This is a genomic window from Brevundimonas sp. Leaf363 (assembly GCF_001424025.1).
Classification (GTDB): domain Bacteria; phylum Pseudomonadota; class Alphaproteobacteria; order Caulobacterales; family Caulobacteraceae; genus Brevundimonas.
The window spans coordinates 1,035,769-1,052,530 of the sequence record NZ_LMPZ01000002.1 but is presented as its reverse complement, the minus strand read 5'-3'; the positions used below and the strand labels follow the sequence as shown (position 1 = coordinate 1,052,530).

Sequence of the window (16,762 nt, the reverse complement as noted above, 5' to 3'; positions counted from 1 at the left end):
CCTTGTCCTTTGACTCGCCCGTTGGCGAGCCCTACCGCCCCCTCGTGCCCGTTCATGATCTGATCGACCTCGCCGCCGCCTGCCCGCCCGGAACGCCGTGGCTGGGGCTGGACCTGGGCGAGAAGACCATCGGCGTGGCGGCGTCGGACACGTCGCGGATGATCGCCAGCCCGATCCAGCTGATCCGCAAGGCCAAGTTCACCCAGGACGCCGAGGCGGTGCTGAAGCTGATGCGCGGCCGCAGCGCCAGCGCCCTGGTCATCGGCCTGCCGCTGAACATGGATGGGACGGAGGGCCCGCGCGCCCAGTCCTGCCGCGCCTTCGCCCGCAACCTGGACCGCATCCAGCCCACCCACGTCGCCTTCTGGGACGAGCGGCTGTCCACCAGCGCGGTCGAGCGCTTCCTGATCGAGGAAATGGACCTGACCCGCAAACGCCGGGCCGATGTGGTGGACCGCACGGCCGCCGCCTGGATCCTGCAAGGCGCGCTTGATCGGCTTCGCGCTTGAGGCCGCGTCCGCCGCAACGTATAGCCGCCCTTTAATGACCGAAGCCGACGTCACCGACCGTATCCAGACGCGGCTCGCGCCCTTCCCCACCCCGCATTTCCTGTCGTCGCTGGACCTGAATCCGGTCGCGGCCGAGAACCTGCTCGATCTGGGCGACGCCTTCGTCGACATGAACCGGCAGTCGACCAAGGGGCTGGACCTGCTGCGCGGCCGCACCGTCGTGAACCTGTTCTTCGAGAATTCGACGCGGACCTCCTCCTCCTTCGAAATCGCCGCAAAACGCCTCGGCGCCGACGTCGTGACCATGCCGGTCGCCGCCTCCTCGGTGAAGAAGGGCGAGACCCTGATCGATACGGCGGTGACGCTGAACGCCATGAAGCCGGACATCCTGGTGGTGCGGCACGGCGCGTCGGGCGCGGCCGAGTTGCTGTCGCAGAAGGTCGGCTGCGCGGTCGTCAACGCCGGCGACGGGCGGCATGAGCATCCGACGCAGGCGCTGCTGGACCTGCTCAGCCTGCGCCGCGCCTTCGGGCGGATCGGCGGGCTGACCGTCGCCATCTGCGGCGACGTGACCCACAGCCGGGTGGCGCGATCGAACGTCACCCTGCTGACCATGATGGGCGCCGAGGTGCGACTGGTCGGGCCGCCGACGTTGACCTCGGGCGGGGCCGAGCACTGGGGCGTGCCGGTCTTTCATGACATGCGCGAGGGACTGAAGGGCGCCGACGTGGTCATGATGCTGAGGCTTCAGCTGGAGCGAATGACCGGGGCGCTGGTCCCGTCGACGCGCGAGTATTTCCGCTTCTGGGGTCTGGACCGCGAGAAGCTGACCTGGGCCGCGCCGGGAGCCAAGGTGATGCATCCGGGGCCGATGAACCGGGGCGTGGAGATCGATTCCGACGTCGCCGACGACCTGTCGGTCTCGCTGATCCAGGATCAGGTCGAGATGGGCGTCGCCGCCCGGATGGCCGTGCTGGCCAGCCTGTCGGCGCGGCGCGAGGTTGACCAGTGACCGCCTTCGCCATCGTCAACGCCCGTCTGCTGGACCCCGCCAGCGACTATGACGGCCCCGGCGCCGTGCTGGTTCAGGACGGCCACATCGTCGAGGTGGTGCGCGGCGCGGCGACCAACACCCCCGCCAACCTCGACATCATCGACGCAGACGGCCGCTGCCTCGCGCCCGGCCTGATCGACATCCGGGTCAAGACAGGTGAGCCCGGCGCCGAGCCCAAGGAGACGCTGAAGTCCGCCAGCCTGGCCGCCGCGGCCGGGGGCGTGACGACCATAGTCGTCCAGCCGGACACCGATCCCGCCGTCGACGACCCGGCCATGATCGACTTCATTCAGCGGCGCGGCGCGGCGCTGAATCTCGTGAATGTCCGCGCGGCCGGCGCGGCGACCCAGAAGCTGGGCGGCGAGCGGATGGCCGAGATCGGCCTGATGGACGAGGCCGGCGCCCTGTATTTCACCGACGGCGACAGCATCATCGTCAACAGCCGCACCCTGCAGCGGGTGATGAGCTACGCCGTCGCCTTCAACGCCCTGATCGCCTGCCGCCCCGCCGATCCCTGGCTGAGCGCAGGCGCGGTCGCAGCCTCCGGCGAGATGGCCACCCGTCTGGGCCTGTCCGGCAGTCCCGCCATCGCCGAGCGTATCGGTCTGGAGCGCGACCTGGCGCTGGTGGAACAGACCGGCGTCCGCTTCCTGGTCGACCAGATCTCGACCGAGGGCGCGCTGGAGACCCTGGCACGGGCCCGGGCGCGCGGCCTGGAGATCGCCGTCAGCGTCTCGATCAACCACCTGTGCTTCAACGAGGTGGACATCGGCGACTACCGCACCTTCTACCGGCTGGACCCGCCGCTGCGCGCCGAGAGCGACCGGCAGGCGCTTATCGAGGCGGTCCGCGAGGGGCTGATCGACGCCATCACCTCCGCCCACGCCCCCGCCCCCGCCGAGGACAAGCGCCGCCCCTTCGCCGAGGCCGCGCCGGGCGCCGTGGGTCTGGAGACCCTCCTGCCCGCCGCCCTGACTCTGCATCACGAGGCGGGGCTGGACCTGCTGGACGTTCTGCGCCCCCTGACCCACGGCCCGGCGACACTGCTGGGTCTCGATGCGGGTGTGCTGGCCGAGGGCGCGCCGGCCGATCTGGTTCTTTTCGACGCGGGCGCTCCGGTGGTCATTGACGCGGACCGTCTACGCTCCAAATCCAAGAACTCGCCGTTCGACGGCCGAAGGCTTCAGGGCAAGGTTCTTCGGACCTGGGTCGGGGGTCGCGGCGTTTACGCGGCCTGACCCCAAAAGGAGCCACCATGGAAGTTCTCTACCGCGCCCAATCGACCGCCAGCGGCGGCGGCCGCGAAGACGGTCGCTCGACCACCGACGACGGCAAGATCGACGTGCGCCTGTCCACGCCGACCGAAATGGGCGGCAAGGGCGGCGACGGCACGAACCCTGAACAGCTGTTCGCCACCGGCTACGCCGCCTGCTTCCTGGGCGCGCTGCGGCTGGTCTCGGGCAAGCTGGGCACGCCTGTCGGCCCGGACACCAAGGTCACCGCCGGCGTCGGCTTCGGCAAGAACACCAAAGGCGAGGGTTTCAACCTCGACATCGACCTGACCGTCAGCGACCACGGCCTGGATGCCGAGACCGCTCAAAAGGCCGTCGAGGCCGCCCACCAGGTCTGCCCCTATTCCAACGCAACGCGCGGCAACGTCGATGTGCGTCTGACGACAGCCTGAGCCGCTTGACTGGGGACCGGTTAGGAAATCTAACCGGTCCCATGAAGCTCTTCGTCCACCCCTTCTCGTCCTACAGCTGGAAGGCGCTGATCGCGCTCTATGAGGGCGACGTGGCGTTCGACTACGCCAACCTGGAAGAGCCCGAGAACAACGCCGAGCTGGCGCGGCTGTGGCCGCTCAAGCTGTTCCCCGTGCTGGTCGACCGGGAGCGGGTGATCGTCGAGACGACGGCGGTGATCGAGTATCTGGCGGCGACGCAGGCCTCGATCGCGCCGCTGATCCCGAGCGATCCCGTGGCGGCGGTGGACGTGCGGATGATGGACCGCATCTTCGACATCCATGTCTCCACGCCCCAGCAGCGGTTCATCTACGACAGGCTGCGCCCCGAGGCGGACCGCGATCCGTACGGCGTGGCTGAGGCCGGCAAGCGGCTGGACACGATCTACGCCTGGCTGGACGAGCGGATGGCGAGCCGGACCTGGGCGTGCGGCGAGACCTTCAGCCTGGCCGATTGCGCGGCGGCGCCGTCGCTGTTCTACGCCGACTGGACGCATCCGATCCCGGCTGAGCTGACACACCTCAAGGCCTACCGCGCCCGACTGCTGGCGCGGCCGTCGGTGGCGCGCTGTGTCGAGGATGCGCGGCCGTTCCGGGGCTATTTCCCGCTCGGGGCGCCGGATCGGGATTGAGGGGTTCGGGCGGACCCGCTAATCGCTGCGCATGGCCTCCCCCCTCGACGTCACCCCCGATCCCCTGCTGACACTGGAGCCGACCCGTCAGGTCACGCTGCGCGAGGCCTTCGGGATCGACAGCGACATGACCGCGCCCATGTTCATCGAGCGCGACAGCCACGTGCCCGAGATCGACGAGGCCTATAAGTTCGACCCCCAGACCACCATCGCCATCGCCGCGGGCTTCAGCTTCGACCGCCGGGTGATGGTCCAGGGCTATCACGGCACAGGCAAGTCGACCCATATCGAGCAGGTCGCCGCTCGCCTGAACTGGCCGCTGGTGCGGATCAACCTGGACAGCCACGTCAGCCGGATCGACCTGATCGGCAAGGACGCCATCGTCCTGAAGGACGGCCAGCAGATCACCGAGTTCCGCGAGGGCATGCTGCCCTGGGCCATCCAGCGGCCCATCGCCCTGGTGTTCGACGAATACGACGCAGGCCGCCCGGACGTCATGTTCGTGATCCAGCGGGTGCTGGAGGCGCAGGGTCGGCTGACGCTGCTGGACCAGAACCGGGTGATCCGGCCCAACCCGTTCTTCCGCCTGTTCGCCACGTCGAACACCATCGGCCTGGGCGACACGACGGGGCTGTATCACGGCGCGCAGCAGATCAATCAGGCCCAGCTGGACCGCTGGAACATCGTCACGACGCTGAACTATCTGGACCACGACGTGGAGGCCGAGATCGTGGCCGCCAAGGTCCCGGAGTGGCAGGACGCCGAGGGCCGCCGCAAGATCGCCGCCATGGTCCGCGTCGCCGACATGACCCGCAACGCCTTCATGAACGGCGACATCTCGACGGTCATGAGCCCCCGCACGGTCATCACCTGGGCGCAGAACGCCCAGATCTTCGGCGGCGACCTGGGCTTGAGCTTCCGCCTGACGTTTCTGAACAAGTGCGACGAGCTGGAGCGGCCGACGATTGCGGAGTTTTATCAGCGGGCGTTCGGCGAGGACCTGCCCGAGGCGGCGACGCGGGTGAAAATCGGCTGATCCCCCTTGGATGGCGAAAACGCCGTCCGAACCGTCCAGATCGTTCGACCCGTTCGAACCGTCCGATGCGTTCGGCGGTTGGTCGAGCCGCGCTGCATTTCAAAGACCGGATGACCGGCGACTGTACGCGCGGCGCCGACCTGGCCAGGCAGATCGGGCTATTTCAGCTGACGGCCGTTGATTGGTCTCGATATTTTTCGCGTATTGGTGCGCGCTGAAGTTCGCTTCGCTGCCTTTGCCCCCTGCCACAGGGAGAGGGCTTGAGCGCACGGCGGCGGTAGCCGTCGTTCTGGCGCGACCCGAAGGGCGGCGCCAAGCGGCAAAGGGTGAGGGGTCTACCCTCGAACGCCTCGTGCGTAGGCCCGGATCGCCTCCAGCACCTCGCCCATCCGCCCCGTCACCTGCGCATTCTCGAACCGCAGCACCGCCCAACCCATCTGTTCCAGATCCTGCTGGCGATGCAGGTCCTTCACCACCTGCGCCTCGTCCCGATGCACCCCGCCGTCCAGTTCGACGACCAGCTTCAGGGCCTCGCAGGCGAAGTCTACGACGTAGAGGCTGATGTCATGCTGGCGGCGAAACTTCAGCCCGTCGAGTTGTCCGTTTCGCAGGGCTTTCCAGAGCTTGGCCTCGGCTGGCGTCTGGGCTTGGCGGAGCGATCTGGCGAAGGTGATCCGATCCATCATCCCTCCCCTTACTGATCCCTCTCCCAAAGGGAGAGGGCTTGAGCGCCTGAGAGCCATCAGGCGATCAGTCTTGCGCGAAAGGGTGAGGGGTACAACCTATCCGGTTGCGCACGGGGAGGTCGGATGGGTCTGCCGCCGTGCCAGGATTGGACATCGCCCACCCCTCACCCTTTCGGCTTGGCGCATCGCTGCGCTCTGCGAGCCTCAAGCCCTCTCCCTCTGGGAGAGGGACGCCGCATCCGGCGCCAGCCCGGCCGACGCCGTCTCCACCCCCGGCCAGGCGGCGACCACCTGCTCGGCCGTTGGCGAGCGCAGGCGGTTGCGGGAGCAGAGGAAGAGGAGGTTGGTCATGGTCTCAACCACCAATGTTATGTCAGGAGAGCGTTAGGCCTATGGTTGCGTGTTGCACAATGATTCGCGGAGACGTTCTTTGGCCGTGCGGACCTTCGAAAATCCCGTCCTTCCCGCGCGTGACAGCGATACCAGCTTTTCACTACTGCTGAAATTCGATCCGTTTGCGGAAGCGCCGAGCTCCTTGTTCAGGTCTGCAGCTCAGTTTGCCGACGCATTTCATGCGCTAGATGGCGCTGCTGTTCATTCAATCGACGGACACATCACAACTTCGCTTGTCATACTCGGTTTCGAGAATGGATCACTCCGGACGTGGTTCACATCAATACTCAAATCTGTCGATGACGAGGCACTCAAAAACCTCGATTTAAAGCAGCTAATCGGCGCGTATCTGGTTCGGGTAAAGTACGCCGCCATCGAATGGTTAGAAGACGAAAATCCCAAGAAAATCATCGAACTCGAGGCCCGGATTTCGGAAGAGGCGATCCGGACGGATGTGCGATTAATTCCGGCATATAGCCCCCCTAGTCGGGGACTACTCCTTGATTCAGTTAGGCGGTTGGGGACTGCCAAGGAGATGCTAGCCGATGGCGACCACGCCGTTTTCGAGTCGACGATCGGCTCCGTCGCAATGGATGTCAGCCAACGGCTCGATGTCGCCCAAATCGAAGGCGTAGAGGTCGCATCGGAGACGACCCACCCGCTCCGCGGCAGTCTTCTGACTGTGAAAAAGCCGGACTACCTCGGCCGAAGTCAGTGGCAGCTGAAGTTCGGCGACAGGACTGTTAGAGCGACCATTGCCGATCAAATCTGGCTGGCACGCTTTCACAGCCGTGAGGTCGGACTCCAGCCTGGAGACGCAATCAAGATCGACGGCGAATACTCGCTCCAGCTCGACAAATCCGGCGCGCCAATAAGCGAACGGGTGATCGTAAAGCGGGTCTATGGGGTCGAATACCAGCCTTACAGCATCGCTCCGACGCTAGACCTATAGCGGGATATTATCATGCTTCTTCCACGGATTCTCCTGCACCTTCCCCTTCAGAGCCCTTAGCGCCCGGATCAACCTCCGCCGCGTCCCGTGCGGCATGATCACGTCGTCGATGTAGCCCAGGCCGGCCGCGACGAAGGGGTTGGCGAAGCGGTCTTTATACTCGGCTTCGCGGGCCGCCAGGGCCTCGGGGTCGGCGGCTTCCTTGCGGAAGATGATCTCGACCGCGCCCTTGGCGCCCATGACGGCGATCTCGGCCGAGGGCCAGGCGTAGTTGACGTCGCCGCGCAGGTGTTTGGAGCTCATCACATCATAGGCGCCGCCGTAGGCCTTGCGCGTGATGACGGTCAGTTTCGGCACCGTGGCCTCGGCATAGGCGAACAACAGCTTGGCGCCGTGCTTGATCAGGGCGCCGTATTCCTGGCGCGTGCCTGGCATGAAGCCGGGCACGTCGACGAAGGTGACCAGGGGGATGTCGAAGGCGTCGCAGAAGCGGACGAAGCGGGCGGCCTTACGGCTCGAGTCGATGTCCAGCACCCCGGCCAGGACCTGGGGCTGGTTGGCGACGACGCCGATGGGCTGGCCGTCCAGGCGGCCGAAGCCGGTGACGATGTTCTTGGCGAAGTCGGCGCCGATCTCGAAGAAATCGGCCTCGTCCACCGTCTTCAGGATCAGCTCCTTGATGTCATAGGGCTGGTTCGGGTTGGCCGGGACCAGGGCGTCCAGGCTGGGCTCCTGGCGGTCGGGGTCGTCGTAGCTGTCGCGGACCGGCGGCTTCTCGCGGTTCGACAGGGGCAGGAAGCCGATCAGGCGGCGGACCTCGCTGAGGGCCTCCAGATCGTTGTCGAAAGCGCCGTCGGACACGCCGGACTTCTTGGTGTGAACGCTGGCGCCGCCCAGATCCTCGTGGCTGACCACCTCGTTGGTCACCGTCTTCACCACGTCGGGGCCGGTGACGTACATGTAGGAGGTGTCGCGCACCATGAAGATGAAGTCGGTGATGGCCGGCGAATAGACGTCGCCGCCGGCGCAGGGGCCCATGATGACGCTGATCTGGGGGATGACGCCCGAGGCCAGCGTGTTCTGCAGGAAGATGTCGGCGTATCCGGCCAGGCTCTCGACCCCCTCCTGGATGCGGGCGCCGCCGGCGTCGAACAGGCCGATGATCGGCGCGCCCGTGGTCAGGGCCATCTTCTGCAGCTTGACGATCTTGGCCGCATGCGCGCCCGAAAGAGAGCCGCCGAAGACGGTGAAATCCTTGGAGAAGACATAGACCAGGCGGCCGCCGATGGTGCCGCGGCCGGTGACGACGCCGTCGCCGGGGATGCGCTGTTTCTCCATGCCGAAGTCGTGGCTGCGATGCTCCACGAACATGTCGGTTTCCTCGAAGCTGTCTTCGTCCAGCAGGACGTCGATCCGCTCGCGCGCCGTCAGCTTGCCCTTGGCGTGCTGGGCCTGGATGCGGGCCTCGCCGCCGCCCATGCGGGCCCTTTCGCGGCGGGATTCCAGTTCCTCGAGGATGTGCTGCATGGGCCGGCTCCTTTGCGTCCTTGGGTAGGGGCGCGGCGGGCGGGAGGCAAGCGCGGGGGCGGATCGCAGGGGTCGGGTCAGAGGGCCTTGAACCAGCGCTCCAGCAGCATCGCTTCCGCGCGCCTGGCTTCGGTGCGGTCGGCGTTCTCGGCGTCGACGCCCCACTGACCTTCCTGGAAGGCCTCGTCCAGGCGGGACAGGTCGAAGGCGGCCTCGCCGGTCAGGGCGCCGCGCTGGACCGCCAGGCCCAGGACCGCGCTGCCCAGCAGGGGTACGGCGGTGGCCAGGCCGGTCAGGGCGAAGTCGTCCAGCGCCAGGGCCAGATCCCGCACGCGGGCGACGGCGGCGGGGTCCTGGGCGCGGTGGATGATGCCTTCGGCGGGCTCCAGCCGGACGCCCAGCGCGCCGGACGCCCAGTCGCGCCACGGCGTCCAGGCGCGAGCCTGCTGCTCCACCAGACCGCGCGGGTGTTCGGCCAGATAGCAGAGGGCGTCGGAGCCGGCGTAGGCGGCGATCTCGTCGGCCACCGCCTCGCGCGCCTGCGACACGCGGTCGATGGCGGTGGCGGCCAGGCGGGTGGCGGGCATGGCGGCGGGCTCGATGAACTCGCCCTGGGCGCCCCACTCGTCCGCGACCATGCGGGCCGCGGCCTCGGTCGGCAGGACGAAACGGGCGTGGGCCGGCGTCTTGGGCGCCCGCCCGTCCAGCAGGATGACGAAGCCGCCGTCCGTGGCCTCGACGGTGACGGCCTTCCAGAACCGCTTCAGCCGCTCCTCGCTCTCGCGGAAGCCCTTGCGGGCGGCGACCATGGGATCGAGGGGCGGGATGTGGCTCATTGCGGGATCACGTCGAAGGCGATGGTCAGGCGGTGCTGGTCACCGCCGAACGGAATGGTGCCGTGCCACATGTAGGACGGAAACAGCACCAGGGTTCCGGGCTGGGGCTTGACCACATGCTCGGCTGGCAGGGGTTGCGGCGTCGGGATGGCGGGGTGGCCGAACTGGATCCAGCCTTCGTTCCCTGAGCCCTCCACCGCGTCCGGCAGGTCGATGTAGCAGGCGCTGGACAGCCAGCCCTGCGGGTGGACGTGGTCGGCATGGAAGCCGTTGGGGCGCAGGCGCACCGACCAGCTGCCGGCGATGGCGTAGGCGCCGGTGTTGCGGCTTCGGAGGATGTCGGTCCCCTGCCCCACCGCGTCCATGTAGCGGCGGATCGGGCCGTCGATGGCCTGGAAGAAGGCTTGGATGACGGGATCGTCGCTGCGCTTCAGCGCCGCCGTGGTCTGGGATCCGCCGCGCAGGGACTGGCCGACGGGGTGAGTCTTAAGGCCGTGGAGGGCGACCAGGGTGCGTTTGAGGTCCGCCAGATAGGACGGCAGATCGGGCCAGCCGTCCGGGGTGTCGATCAGCGAGGGGCGGACGAAGGCGTCGTAGTCGTAGAGGGCTGGGTATCGGGGATCGCCGGTCATGCGCCAGGCCGTGGCGCTCAGGGCGATGACGTACTGGTCCAGCGGCGTGGCGGCCGACAGGGCCTCCAGATAGGTCAGGGCCTGATCCGGCTGGCCCAGCGCCAGGTGCGCCTCGGCCAGGACCAGGCGGACGGGATGGGCCGTCGGCGCCGTCGCTTCGATGCGGCGGGCGTGGGCCAGAGCGCGGGCGGGCGCGATGTGCAGCGCCAGCTGGGCGGCCGTCAGCTCGCCGGCCGGGTTCAGCGGACCCTGCGTCAGGGCGGCGTAGGCGGCCTCCGGGCGACCGGCGTAGTCCAGCAGGCGCGCCTTGACGATGCGTATCGCCGGGTCGCCGGGTTGTGCGGCGATGGCTGCGTCCAGTTCGGCGGTGGCCTGCTTCACTTCCCCCGTGCGCATCCAGATCAGTTGCGACAGCTCCTTCAGGGCGTCGGCATAGCCGGGACGGCGCTGGACGGCGGCGCGGTAGGCTGCGTCGGCCTGGTCAAAGCGGTTCAGGCCCTGCAGGGCGCGGCCCAGCACCAGCCAGGTCTCGGGCGCGTCGCCGCCGATGGCCAAAGCCTGCCGCGCGGCGTCCTCGGCCTCGGCGTTGCGGTCCAGATCGCCCAGCAGGGCCGCCAGGTTGTGGCGGTAGGCGACGCCCGTGGGGGACAGGTCGGCGGCCCGGCGCGCGGGCGCGACGGCGTCCTCCATCCGGCCGACGGCCTTCAGCGCCTGGCTGTGGAAATGGTGCGCGACGGCGGGGGCGTCGGCGGGCAGGCGTTTGAGCCGGGACAGGGCGTCCGCCGCCCGCCCCTGGGCCATCAGCGCGCGCGCCTCGGCCAGCAGGTCGCTCATCGGATGCGCTTGACCCCGGCGAAGGGGTCGGCCTCGGCGTCGGTCTCGTCGAAGCCGAAGTGGGCGAAGCCGGCCTTCATCTCGGGGCTCAGCGGCGCCTCAACCACCAGGGTTCCGCCGGACGGATGGTCCAGTTCGATCCGGCGGGCGTGCAGTTGCAGCTTCAGCACGCCCGACAGTTCGGTCGAGAAGGCGTCGCCGTATTTCGGATCCCCCAGAATGGGATGACCGATGGCCTTCATGTGGGCTCTGAGCTGGTGGGTGCGGCCGGTGAAGGGGCGCAGAGCCATCCAGGCGGCGCGGTGGGCGGCGCGGCTGATGGTCTGATAGGCGGTCTCGGCGCTTTCGGCGCCGTTCTCCTTGGGATCGGCCGGGCGCATGATCTCATAGTCGTTGATGCCCGACTTCTTCAGCGCCATGTCGATCTGGCCCGAGACCGGCTTGGGGTTGCCGATGACGATGGCCCAATAGGTCTTTTTGGCCTGACGCCGCGCGAAGGCGCCGGCCAGCCGCTTGGCCGCCTCAGGCCCCTTGCCCAGCAGCAGGACGCCGGAGGTGTCGCGGTCCAGGCGGTGGACGAGACGCGGCCGCTCCATCCCCTCGCCCCAGGCGGACAGCAGGCGGTCGACGTGCTTCGTCGTCTTGGTGCCGCCTTGCACGGCCAGGCCGGCGGGCTTGTTCAGCGCGATGACCAGATCGTCCTCATAAAGGACCAGCGACCTGGCGTAGGCGATGTCCCTGGGGGTCAGGGCGGCCTTGTCGGCGGCGGTGCGTTCGTCCGCCTCCGCGATCGGCGGTACGCGCACGGCGGCACCGGCGGTCAGGCGATCCTCGGGTTTGGCGCGCGAACCGTCGACGCGGATCTGGCCGCTGCGGGCCAGCTTCTGGACCTGGATGTGCGAGACATGCGGCCAGCGGCGCTTGAACCAGCGATCCAGGCGGATGCCGTCCTCGCTCTCGGCGACGTAAAGGGTCTGGACCTGTGCGCTCATGCGAACGCTCGCCGCATCAGGAACAGGCCGACCATCACGCCCGCGACGGCCAGCGTGACCGACAGGGCGACATAGCCGCCGGCCAGGCCCCAGTCGCGCCGTTGCAGCATCAGGGCCGTCTCCAGGCTGAAGGCGGAAAAGGTGGTGAAGCCGCCTAGGACGCCGACGGCCACCAGCAGCCGCAGCGTTTCCTGCGTCTCGCCGCTTCGCAGCGCCAATCCGCCGACCAACAGGCCCATCAGCAAGCCTCCGATCAGGTTCGCCGCAAACGTCCCCCACGGCCAGGCCGAGCCCGGCGCCAGTCGCCCGGCGGCGACGCCCAGCCCATAGCGCGCCATGGAGCCCACGGCGCCGCCCAATCCGACCAACAGGAAGCGTGTCATCCGCGCCCTATACGCCGCGCGCCCGTGGCATGGCGAGGGAGAGCGCGGTTCTGACCGAAACTTCACTTGCCGCCGGCTTCGGTTAACGGCGATAGCTGAGACACCGCACGTTCGCGTCGGGGGGGAAGCCGTCGCGGCCGGGCGGCTTTTCGGGCATAGTCCACGGCCGGGGCGACTGGGGCGACAGCATTCGATGGCCGATCACACTCCGAGCGACGAGCGACCGGTGGAGACGATCTCAATGGAGACGGGGGGTCTGACCGCCGCGCCAAATCCGCCGCCGCCCGGTGCAGAGGACGCCCCCAACCGCGAGATCCCGGGCGTGACCCCGTCCGGCGTGCGCAGCGAGCGGTCGGCCGACGGCATCCTGCGCCCCATTCAGGACAGCGAGTATTTCTCCAGCGACCCGGTCTCAGAGGCGGTCGTGTCGTCGCACATCGACGAGTATTTCAACCAGCCGCTGGATATCTTCCCGTTCTGGGAGACGGAGGGGAAGCCCGACCGCTTCCACGTGCTGTTCCAGCGCCAGATCGAGGAACGCTTCCCGGTCGATCAACCGTTGCGCAGCCACATCCATGACTATGGTCGCCGGGTGTTCCGGGCGCTGTGCGTCCACGTCTTCACCAAGCGGGCGATGCAGCTGGCCTCCATCATCGGCATGGGCCTGCTGGCCCTGTTGGGCCCGACCTGGTTCGCGTCCTGGAGCGGGTCGGGACCGATCGGCGTGGGGCTGGCCGTCGCGGCCATGGCGGCGATCGTCGGGGTGTTCGCCGGCGCGCAGCAGATTCTCTACATCCAGTATCGCTTCCGTCTGGAGAACGACTCGTACGAGCTGTCGCGCGAGATCGTGCAGGCGACGCGCGAGCTGCAGAACCTGTTCACCTCGGCCCGCGCCATGGCCGATCAGGCCGAGACCCAGTTTCAGATGGACGGCAAGGGCTGGGGCCAGCGGGCGCTGTACCTGACGCGCCTGACCATGTGGCTGGGGGCGCGCATGGAATACCTGGAGAAGTTCGTCCAGATGGAGCTGTGGCGCGTGCGGCGCGAGCGGTACTGGATGCGCTGGTTCTCGCGGTTCGTGACGCCGCTGGTGCTGATGATCGGCCTGCTGTTCGTCGTGCTGGAGCCGGCGCCGACCGGCGAGGCCTTGGTGTTCCACGCGCTTCAGGGCCTGGCCGCCATCCTGGCGCTGGTCATCAGCTGGATGAGCTATTTCCTGTGGCAGACGCCGGTCGCGGCGGTGCAGGACAAGCTGGGGGTCGAGGGCTGGGTTCGTTACGCCTCGCTGGACGTCGACAACGCCGTGGCCGATCAGGTGCGGCGCGACAAGGAACGCCTGGTGGAATACCGCGCGCTGACGCGGGGGCGGTAGGGCTCAGTCCGCGGTTCGATCTCTGCCCTTTGGGCGGAGAGCGAACTCGATGTCAGTTCACACCCCTGAGCGCCTGTTGAACCTCACGCGCATTGTAGGCGTCCGGGTTGCTGGGCGTCGCACCCCGACCCATCACGACCTCAAGCGTGGTCGAGGTCGGTTGCGGGCCGCTGATGTCCAGGCCGAGGCCGACGCCTACGCCTGACGCACGGTAGCTGCCCCAGCTGGTCGAGCCGCCGCCGATGGACAGGCGCGGGCGCAAGCCGCCACGGCTGTCAGGACGGCCGTCGGTCCAGCGGCCGGTCACCTCGAACCAGTCATAGCCGTCCTGCAGGGCCAGGTCGGCGGCGCGCAGCAGTGCGTAATCGGCGCTGACCATCGGGTCGCCCACGCCGTTGTACGAGACGCGGTATCGGTTGCTCTCGATCCGCTGTTCCGAATAGCCCTGCCCGCGCGGTCCGGCCTGGGCGCCGTAGGGGGCCATTGTCTGGCAGGCCGCCAGCAAGGCGGCGGAGGCGGCGACGAGCGTGAGCGTGAGACGGCGCATGGAGGGGCTCCTTCACCCTGTCTAGCGTTCGGCCCCGGCGCTTCGTTCCGGCAGGACCAGACCCGCAGCCGCCATAAGCGCCTGGAAATCCTCGGGCGGCGGCGCCTCGACGGTGCGCGAACCGCCTTCGGGGTGCGGGAAGGTCAGGCGCACGGCGTGCAGCATCAGGCGCGGCGCGGCGGTCCCGGCGAAGGTCAGGGCGCCGCCGTAGCGGACATCTCCGATCAGCGGACGGCCCGCGCCCATCATGTGGACGCGCAGCTGGTGCATGCGGCCGGTGACCGGCTCCAGCTCGACCAGGGCTCCTTCGTCCGAGCGGCTGAGGGTGCGATAACGGCTCTCGGCCGCCTTCGCATCGGGCGTGTCGGGCGTGGACAAACGCATATAGCTCTCGCGGCCGATGTCCTCGCGCAGAAGGGGCGTGGTGATGACGCCGGCGGCGGGTTCGGGCGCCGAGGCGACGAGGGCGAGATAGGTCTTCTTCAGGCGGCGGGCCTGGATCGCCTTGCCCAGGAAGCCGGCGGCGGGCTTGGTCTTGGCGGCCAGGATGACGCCCGAGGTGTCGCGGTCCAGCCGGTGCACCAGTTCCGGCCGTTTGCCGTTCGAGCGCATGAAGGCCCAGAGCAGGTCGTCCAGCGTGTTGACGCGGATGCCGCCGCCCTGGCTGGACAGGCCGGCGGGCTTGTTCAGCACCAGGACGTGCGGATCCTCGAACAGCGCCCACGAGCGCACGGCGGCGGCCTCTTCGGGCGGCAGGTCGAGGGGGGTGCGGGCCATGCCGGGCCGTCTAGAGGGAAATCGGTGAGGATGCGACCAGCATCCTCACTCAGACCTCCGCTCGCACACGAACAACTGGATCAGGCGAGGGCCAGAGGGCGTTCGCCGCCGATCCACTCGATATGCGACCTGGCCTCGGCCGCGTTGGCCGCGTCGTGGTTGCCCAGCGCCGCCTCGGCCTGGGCCAAGATCAGGTAGCTGTAGGGGTCGTTCGGCCAGTCCTTCAGCAGCTCCTCGACCTTGGCCTTGGCGCCGGCCGCGTCGCCGCCCGCCAGCATGGCGGCGGCCAGGCTGCGGCGGGTGGGGTACCAGATCAGAGGCGGATCGCCGCCCTCGGGGCCTTGCGCCTGGATGGCGGCGGCGGCGGCGTAGGCGGTCTTGGCCGCCGCCCAGTCGCCGTCGATCATGGCGGCGCGGCCCTCCAGCACCTTCTGGAACAGGGCGGCGAAGCCGTTCTGCTCGTCCAGCATGGGCGCCTTGAACGGCTTCTGGACCAGGATCGCGCCGATGGCGGCGGCCTCGGCGCGGACGGCGGCGGCGTCACCCCGTCGTGCGGCGGCCTCGCCCCGCGCATAGCGCCAGCCGACGCGCATCAGCGGGCGACCGGCGTCGGGCTCGGCCAGGCCGGCGACCTTGGCGGCGTCGCCGAACCGGCCGTAAAGGGCGTAGGCGTCGGCCGCCATGATCTGGCGGTACAGCATCGACGGATCCTCGGCCGCGCCGGGCGCCGCCGTCAGGGTCGGCCAGGTGGCCATATACCAGTCGGCCAGCTTCAACCCCTCCACCGCGCCGCCGGCCATCAGGGCGCCGCCCATGCCGAAGTGGACGTTGTGAGCATGCAGCCGCATTCCCGGCAGGCCGCCGGGCGGCTTGGCCAGCCCATCGTAGCGCTTGTCCAGCGCCACGGCGTTGACGTTCGACATCATGGCGTCGCGGTAGCGGCCGACGCGGTAGAAGGTGTGCGACGGCATGTGCACCAGGTGGCTGGCGCCCGGCGCCAACAGAGCCAGCTTCTCGCCGTAAGGAATGGCCTTGTGCGGGTCGTCCGACCATTCGGTCAGGTGGATGTACAGATGGATCGAGCCTGGATCGTCGGCGTCGACGGTCAGGGCGTGCTCCAGCAGGGTCATGGCGCGGGTGACGCCGGGGTCAGTCGCCTTGCCGGCCTTGTCGAACCATTCGCCGTCGACCTTCAGCATCCAGGCGTCGGCGGTCACGGCGGCGACCATGACATCGTCCGGATTGCGACGGGCGATGCGGTCCATGGTGCGGGCGAAGCGCACGCCGCGCGTGCTCTCGCGCCCGGAATATCGCTGGATCAGGGCGTCGATCATCTGGCGCTGCATCGGCGTGGCGTCACGCGCCAGGCGGCGGGCGTCGCGGGCGGCGGCCAGGCCCGCGTGGATCGAATCGGCGTCATTGCCGCCGCCGTTGATGTTCGGCCCGATCGCCCATGCCTCGCCCCAGGCGCACATGCCGCACGTCGGATCCAGCGCGCGCGCCTTGCGGAAAGCGCGAACGGATTCGCTGTGCTCGAACGCCCAGCGCAGGCGCACGCCGTGGTCGAACCAGGCCTGGGCCTCCGGGTTGGCCGTATCGACCTTGAAGGTCTCGGCGCCGAAGCCGTCGACCATGACGATCTCGCTGGTCGGCAGGGCCGCCGTCTCGGCGCCGCCCCGGCCGCAGACGGTGGGCGACTGTATCAGGGCCAGAACGCTGGCCGTCGCCGTCGCATCGGCCACCGCCGCCGGCGCCAGTCCCAGCATCATCACCCCGGCCGCGCCCGCCAGAAGTCCGCTCTTGATCGCCCGCATCCGTCCGCTCCCCCGATGAACCGCGGTCACTGTGCGACGGGTCGC

Annotated in this window: 18 protein-coding genes; 8 read left to right on the top strand and 10 right to left on the bottom strand. The window is 68.6% G+C overall.

The annotated features are described in order from the left end of the window. Positions 1-44: 44 nt before the first annotated feature. From ruvX to cobS, 6 genes are read left to right on the top strand one after another with little or no spacing between them, the layout of a single operon-like run. A complete protein-coding gene (gene ruvX / locus ASG17_RS08250; RefSeq protein ID WP_056101646.1) occupies positions 45-509 on the top strand; it encodes a Holliday junction resolvase RuvX in 465 nt (154 codons plus the stop codon). Between the two features lie 34 nt (positions 510-543). Further along, a complete protein-coding gene (locus tag ASG17_RS08245) occupies positions 544-1,521 on the top strand; it encodes an aspartate carbamoyltransferase catalytic subunit (RefSeq protein ID WP_056101644.1) in 978 nt (325 codons plus the stop codon). Continuing rightward, positions 1,518-2,801 (top strand): dihydroorotase, encoded by a 1,284-nt coding sequence (gene pyrC / locus ASG17_RS08240; protein WP_056101642.1) that lies wholly within the window; start codon positions 1,518-1,520, stop codon positions 2,799-2,801. Before ASG17_RS08245 ends, pyrC begins: the two co-directional genes overlap by 4 nt. Before the next feature lie 17 nt (positions 2,802-2,818). Beyond that, entirely contained in the window at positions 2,819-3,247 is a 429-nt protein-coding gene (locus ASG17_RS08235) for an organic hydroperoxide resistance protein (protein WP_056101640.1), read from the top strand. Positions 3,248-3,288: 41 nt separating this feature from the next. Further along, positions 3,289-3,936: a glutathione S-transferase family protein gene (locus tag ASG17_RS08230; RefSeq protein WP_056101638.1), complete on the top strand. Its 648-nt coding sequence runs from the start codon at positions 3,289-3,291 to the stop codon at positions 3,934-3,936. A 31-nt stretch (positions 3,937-3,967) separates the two neighbouring features. After that, positions 3,968-4,972 carry a cobaltochelatase subunit CobS gene (gene cobS, locus ASG17_RS08225; RefSeq protein ID WP_056101636.1) on the top strand — a complete coding sequence of 335 codons (1,005 nt, stop codon included), beginning with the start codon at positions 3,968-3,970 and terminating at the stop codon, positions 4,970-4,972. 335 nt (positions 4,973-5,307) lie between these two features. Here cobS and ASG17_RS08220 read toward each other — a convergent pair whose 3' ends face one another. Both ASG17_RS08220 and ASG17_RS15995 read right to left on the bottom strand, forming a co-directional pair. Then, positions 5,308-5,655 carry an endonuclease domain-containing protein gene (locus ASG17_RS08220; protein WP_200935044.1) on the bottom strand — a complete coding sequence of 116 codons (348 nt, stop codon included), beginning with the start codon at positions 5,653-5,655 and terminating at the stop codon, positions 5,308-5,310. A gap of 207 nt (positions 5,656-5,862) precedes the next feature. Then, positions 5,863-6,009 carry a hypothetical protein gene (locus ASG17_RS15995; protein WP_200935043.1) on the bottom strand — a complete coding sequence of 49 codons (147 nt, stop codon included), beginning with the start codon at positions 6,007-6,009 and terminating at the stop codon, positions 5,863-5,865. Between the two features lie 79 nt (positions 6,010-6,088). Here ASG17_RS15995 and ASG17_RS15475 point away from each other — a divergent pair, with 79 nt between their 5' ends. Further along, positions 6,089-7,003 (top strand): hypothetical protein, encoded by a 915-nt coding sequence (locus tag ASG17_RS15475; RefSeq protein WP_156367777.1) that lies wholly within the window; start codon positions 6,089-6,091, stop codon positions 7,001-7,003. On the opposite strand, the gene ASG17_RS08210 is transcribed toward ASG17_RS15475, so the two are convergent. The 5 genes from ASG17_RS08210 to crcB all read right to left on the bottom strand — a co-directional run bounded on the left by ASG17_RS08210 (position 6,998) and on the right by crcB (position 12,207). Next, on the bottom strand, positions 6,998-8,530 hold the full coding sequence (locus ASG17_RS08210) for an acyl-CoA carboxylase subunit beta (RefSeq protein ID WP_056101629.1): 1,533 nt from the start codon (positions 8,528-8,530) through the stop codon (positions 6,998-7,000). The genes ASG17_RS15475 and ASG17_RS08210 overlap by 6 nt on opposite strands. Before the next feature lie 77 nt (positions 8,531-8,607). Further along, on the bottom strand, positions 8,608-9,366 hold the full coding sequence (locus ASG17_RS08205) for an ATP12 family chaperone protein (RefSeq protein WP_056101625.1): 759 nt from the start codon (positions 9,364-9,366) through the stop codon (positions 8,608-8,610). Next, the gene (locus ASG17_RS08200; RefSeq protein WP_056101622.1) at positions 9,363-10,832 is read right to left on the bottom strand and encodes a putative 2OG-Fe(II) oxygenase; all 1,470 of its coding nucleotides are present in this window, start codon (positions 10,830-10,832) and stop codon (positions 9,363-9,365) included. The genes ASG17_RS08205 and ASG17_RS08200 overlap by 4 nt, the downstream gene beginning before the upstream one ends. Continuing rightward, the gene (locus ASG17_RS08195; RefSeq protein ID WP_056101619.1) at positions 10,829-11,824 is read right to left on the bottom strand and encodes an RluA family pseudouridine synthase; all 996 of its coding nucleotides are present in this window, start codon (positions 11,822-11,824) and stop codon (positions 10,829-10,831) included. The genes ASG17_RS08200 and ASG17_RS08195 overlap by 4 nt, the downstream gene beginning before the upstream one ends. After that, complete coding sequence (gene crcB, locus ASG17_RS08190) at positions 11,821-12,207, bottom strand: fluoride efflux transporter CrcB (protein WP_056101617.1); 387 nt, start codon at positions 12,205-12,207, stop codon at positions 11,821-11,823. Before crcB ends, ASG17_RS08195 begins: the two co-directional genes overlap by 4 nt. A 226-nt stretch (positions 12,208-12,433) precedes the next feature. On the opposite strand from crcB, the gene ASG17_RS08185 reads away from it, so the two are divergent. Then, positions 12,434-13,579: a hypothetical protein gene (locus ASG17_RS08185; protein ID WP_162238782.1), complete on the top strand. Its 1,146-nt coding sequence runs from the start codon at positions 12,434-12,436 to the stop codon at positions 13,577-13,579. A 52-nt stretch (positions 13,580-13,631) separates the two neighbouring features. On the opposite strand, the gene ASG17_RS08180 is transcribed toward ASG17_RS08185, so the two are convergent. The 3 genes from ASG17_RS08180 to ASG17_RS08170 all read right to left on the bottom strand — a co-directional run bounded on the left by ASG17_RS08180 (position 13,632) and on the right by ASG17_RS08170 (position 16,717). Further along, a complete protein-coding gene (locus ASG17_RS08180) occupies positions 13,632-14,126 on the bottom strand; it encodes a hypothetical protein (RefSeq protein WP_056101611.1) in 495 nt (164 codons plus the stop codon). Between the two features lie 21 nt (positions 14,127-14,147). Further along, positions 14,148-14,903: an RluA family pseudouridine synthase gene (locus ASG17_RS08175; RefSeq protein WP_056101609.1), complete on the bottom strand. Its 756-nt coding sequence runs from the start codon at positions 14,901-14,903 to the stop codon at positions 14,148-14,150. Between the two features lie 80 nt (positions 14,904-14,983). Next, complete coding sequence (locus tag ASG17_RS08170) at positions 14,984-16,717, bottom strand: hypothetical protein (RefSeq protein ID WP_056101606.1); 1,734 nt, start codon at positions 16,715-16,717, stop codon at positions 14,984-14,986. Between the last annotated feature and the right edge of the window lie 45 nt (positions 16,718-16,762).